This is a genomic window from Chloroflexus sp. (genome assembly GCF_034432675.1).
Taxonomy (GTDB): domain Bacteria; phylum Chloroflexota; class Chloroflexia; order Chloroflexales; family Chloroflexaceae; genus Chloroflexus.
This window is the reverse complement of record NZ_DAOUBI010000043.1, coordinates 1-3,803: the sequence shown is the minus strand read 5'-3', so window position 1 is coordinate 3,803 and position 3,803 is coordinate 1. Positions and strand designations below refer to the sequence as shown.

Here is a 3,803-nt window from a genome sequence, read left to right as displayed (position 1 = left end):
CTGCGCGTAGACGTTTGGTTGTACCAGGTTCGTGCCTGCGCACCAGCGGCCACGGCCAGCACCTGCCGGCGGTGGTGAGAATGCTTGCACGCAGGCTGGAAGTCTGCGCCACGGGGAGCGCATGCAGCCTGGCCTAACGCAGCGCGATATGTGGGTAATGCATAGCCCGCTGGAGGTGGGCATGTTCGGCGTCGGACGCGTCTTGCCGTTGGGTGCTGGTTTAGGGGGCGATACCACAGGATTCGGGCACGACGTGCGGTTGTGGATGACGAACGCGCCGGAGGTGTGCGCTCCCAGTTTGCCCGGAGCAGCGTGTACCAAACCGCAGACAATTCACTCCACCCGTTGTAGACATAACAAATGGACGGCGCCAACCGTCCATTTTCTTCCCTCCTGCCTTCTCACTTCTATCTTCTATCTTCTCTCTCCTGCCTTCTCACCCGCCCACTATCCGACTAAAAAACATCGGATCGAACAGATAGATCGCTCCTCCCGCGATGGCAAGCGCCAGCACAATCGCCAGTACGATGATCAACCAGCGCGGTGGTGTGCGGCGCAAGGCACGGGTGTTGACGTTACCAACGGTAAATGAGAATGACGGCGACTTCTCATCAACCTGATACCGTTTCCGATATTCGGCTTCGGCTGCCGACGAGTCAATGCCGAAGAAAGAGGCGTAAGCGCGCATCATACGAACTGCTGCCGGACCGCGCGGTAGCAGCGACCACTGCTCATCTTCAATAGCCTGCAGGTAGTACATGCGAACCTTAATTTCATTTTCGACCTGCACCAGCGTCAGATGTCGCCGCTGACGTTCGGCGCGTAGGCGTTGCCCGAAGCTGGCCTGCCCTTCGCTTTCAGTAAGCTGGCGGATGTCAGCCGTTCCTTCAGTACTGCGCAACAGGGCCAGCTCTTCCGCTTCGCTCATAAACACCGATTCGCTCTCCTCATCGGCAGAGCGACGCCGTTTTGGTTGGGACATTGTTGGGGTTGCTCCTTCTGTATCGGCTTTCGGTTGGGGTGGCATCAGCACCGGCGCTTCCGGTAACATCCGTGCCTGAATCCGGGCCAGGAGTTCGCCGGTACGGTATGGTTTGGCGACGTAATCGGTCGCGCCGGAAGCAAATGCACGCATAACGTCTTCTTCCAAACCGGCCTTACTGAGAACGATAACCGGTTGCAGCGCCGCCAGTCGCAGCAGGGTATTCCAGCCGGCCCCTTGTTCTGTGCGAACCTCTAACAGCACCAGATCAGGCTGCTCACAAACACAGGTGTGCTCTGCCGATTGCAGAATATTGCTGGTCAAGACCCGATAACCGGCCTCTTGCAATTGCTCTTTCAATTTTGCCATGAAGGCAACATCATCGTCTATAATAAGGATGGTGCGCATATTATGATGATGAGTGATCAATAGCGAACGAACGTCTTCGCACGTTGCGTCATTATACCACGTCCGTCTATGCAAACACGTTACGATGTCATTGTGGTGGGTGCCGGCCACGCCGGATGTGAAGCCGCACATGCTGCGGCCCGGTTGGGTTGTCGGACTCTGTTGTTAACAATTGATCTGGACAAGCTGGCCCATATGTCGTGCAATCCGAGCATTGGTGGGCCGGCGAAAGGCCATCTGGTGCGCGAGATCGATGCACTAGGTGGTCTGATGGGGCGTATTACCGACCGCAGTGCAATTCAGATTCGGCTGCTCAATGAGAGTAAAGGGCCGGCGGTGCAATCGTTGCGAGCGCAGTGCGACAAACGGCTGTACGCTCGCCTGATGAAAGAGACGCTTGAACGGGTGCCCAATCTCGATTTGCGCCAGGCGATGGTTGAACGGATTGCCCGACCGAACGCCGACACCCAATGTTTCACGGTGACGACGCACACTGGCTGGCGGTATCTGGCGCCGGCAGTAATCCTGACCACCGGTACCTTTCTGCGGGGGCGGGCAATTATCGGTGAAGCGATGTGGGGTGCCGGTCGGGCCGGGGAAGCGCCCGCCATGGCGCTCAGTGAAGACCTGGCGGCACTCGGTTTTCCGCTGGTGCGGCTCAAGACAGGGACGCCGCCGCGCCTCGCTGCGGCGACGATAGACTTCTCGCTGACCGAATTGCAACCCGGTAGCGACACACCGCTGTCGTTCGGCCACTACTATCCTGAACTCGGTGAAACAATCCCGCCCCCTGAATATCACGGCCCACCGGCACCGGTCTACCCGCACCCCCAGCTCGACGGCTGGCGACCGCAGTTACCCTGCTATCAGGTACACACGACGCCCGAATTTCACGCGATCATCCGTGAGAACCTGCACCGTGCTCCCCTCTTCAGCGGGATCATTGAAGGTGTCGGGCCACGCTATTGTCCGAGTATCGAAGATAAGATTGTACGCTTCGCCGATAAGGAGCGTCACGGGTTGTTCCTGGAGCCGGAGGGCTGGACAACGTCAGAGGTCTATGTGCAGGGGTGCAATACCTCGCTGCCCGAAGACGTGCAGTGGGCAATGCTGCGTTCGATCCCGGCGTTACGCAATGTCGAGTTGATGCGGATCGGCTACGCTATCGAGTACGATGCAGTTGCGACCGGTGAGATTACCGCCGACATGCAGACGCGCCGGCTACGCGGGTTATTCTTCGCCGGGCAGATCAACGGCACCACCGGCTACGAGGAAGCGGCAGCGCAAGGATTGATGGCAGGGATTAATGCGGCTCACTATGTGCAGGGTAAACCGCCGGTGATTTTGGGGCGGGCTGAAGCGTACATTGGTGTCTTGATCGATGACCTGACCACCAAAGAGATTCGTGAGCCGTACCGCATGTTTACCTCGCGGGCGGAGTATCGGCTGCTACTGCGCGGTGATAACGCCGATCTGCGCCTGACGCCACTGGCGTATCGGCTTGGACTGGTTGACGGTAAGCGAGCAGCGGTCGTGGAAGAGCGACGACAGCAGATCGAGCATGCATTGCAGCAGATGCGTGAACGTCGTATCTTCCCTTCAGCAGCGGTTAATGCCAGCCTGGAAGCACATGGGATCAAGCCGATCAGTCAACCGGTTACTGTTGCCGAAGTTCTGGCCCGACCCGAAGTTCGGTATACACAATTGCGCGATGCACTTCCTGAATTACCGGCGCTCAGTGATGCGGTGATCGAACAGGTGGAAATCGGCTGCAAATACAGCGGCTACATCGCCCGTCAGGAACGTGAAGTGGCACGCATGCAGAAGATGGAGCATCGGCGGATTCCACCCGATTTTGACTACGCTTCATTGCCAGGTTTACGTAATGAAGCCCGACAGGTTCTCATGCGTTTCCGTCCGGCGACACTGGGCCAGGCCGGGCGGCTGGCCGGAATCAATCCGGCAGACGTAGCCATTATTCTGTTCGCGCTTGAGCGCCGGCAGGGTGATCAGGTGGCGAGGTGATACCCTCCCCCTGACACCCCACCCGTGTCGTGCTATGCGTTACCCACATGTCACGCTGTGTCAGGCTGGCTGCAAGCGCTCCTCGTGGCACGGGTGGCATGGCGCAGGCTTCCGGCCTGCGTGCAAGCATCCTCGCCACCGCCGTCAGATGTTGGTCGTGGCCGCTGGTGTGCAGGCACAAATCTATTGCAATAAACCGTCTACGGTAGGTAGCTCATGCATGCCTGACCAACTCGATGATCGGCACGAGCACATTCAGCACCCCCGTGACCAGGATGGGTAACGGTATCCACGCGCCGAATCGTGTGCACAACTGGCGCGGCAGCATGGCTGCCGCACTCCAAACCTTGCGCCACGCGCATGACGAGCGGGTAAGGCAATCCATTCA

2 protein-coding genes and 1 pseudogene are annotated in these 3,803 nt (G+C 58.6%); 1 reads left to right on the top strand and 2 read right to left on the bottom strand.

Annotated features, from left to right (window positions below; genetic code table 11):
* Positions 1–436: 436 nt before the first annotated feature.
* Positions 437–1,390, bottom strand: a complete 954-nt coding sequence (locus tag VAE55_RS03630; protein WP_322814450.1) for a response regulator — start codon at positions 1,388–1,390, stop codon at positions 437–439.
* A 69-nt stretch (positions 1,391–1,459) separates the two neighbouring features.
* Here VAE55_RS03630 and VAE55_RS03625 point away from each other — a divergent pair, with 69 nt between their 5' ends.
* Positions 1,460–3,415, top strand: a complete 1,956-nt coding sequence (locus VAE55_RS03625) for a tRNA uridine-5-carboxymethylaminomethyl(34) synthesis enzyme MnmG (protein WP_322814449.1) — start codon at positions 1,460–1,462, stop codon at positions 3,413–3,415.
* A gap of 200 nt (positions 3,416–3,615) precedes the next feature.
* On the opposite strand, the pseudogene VAE55_RS03620 reads toward VAE55_RS03625, so the two are convergent.
* Positions 3,616–3,803 (bottom strand): annotated as a pseudogene (locus VAE55_RS03620) (hypothetical protein); the annotation flags it as partial.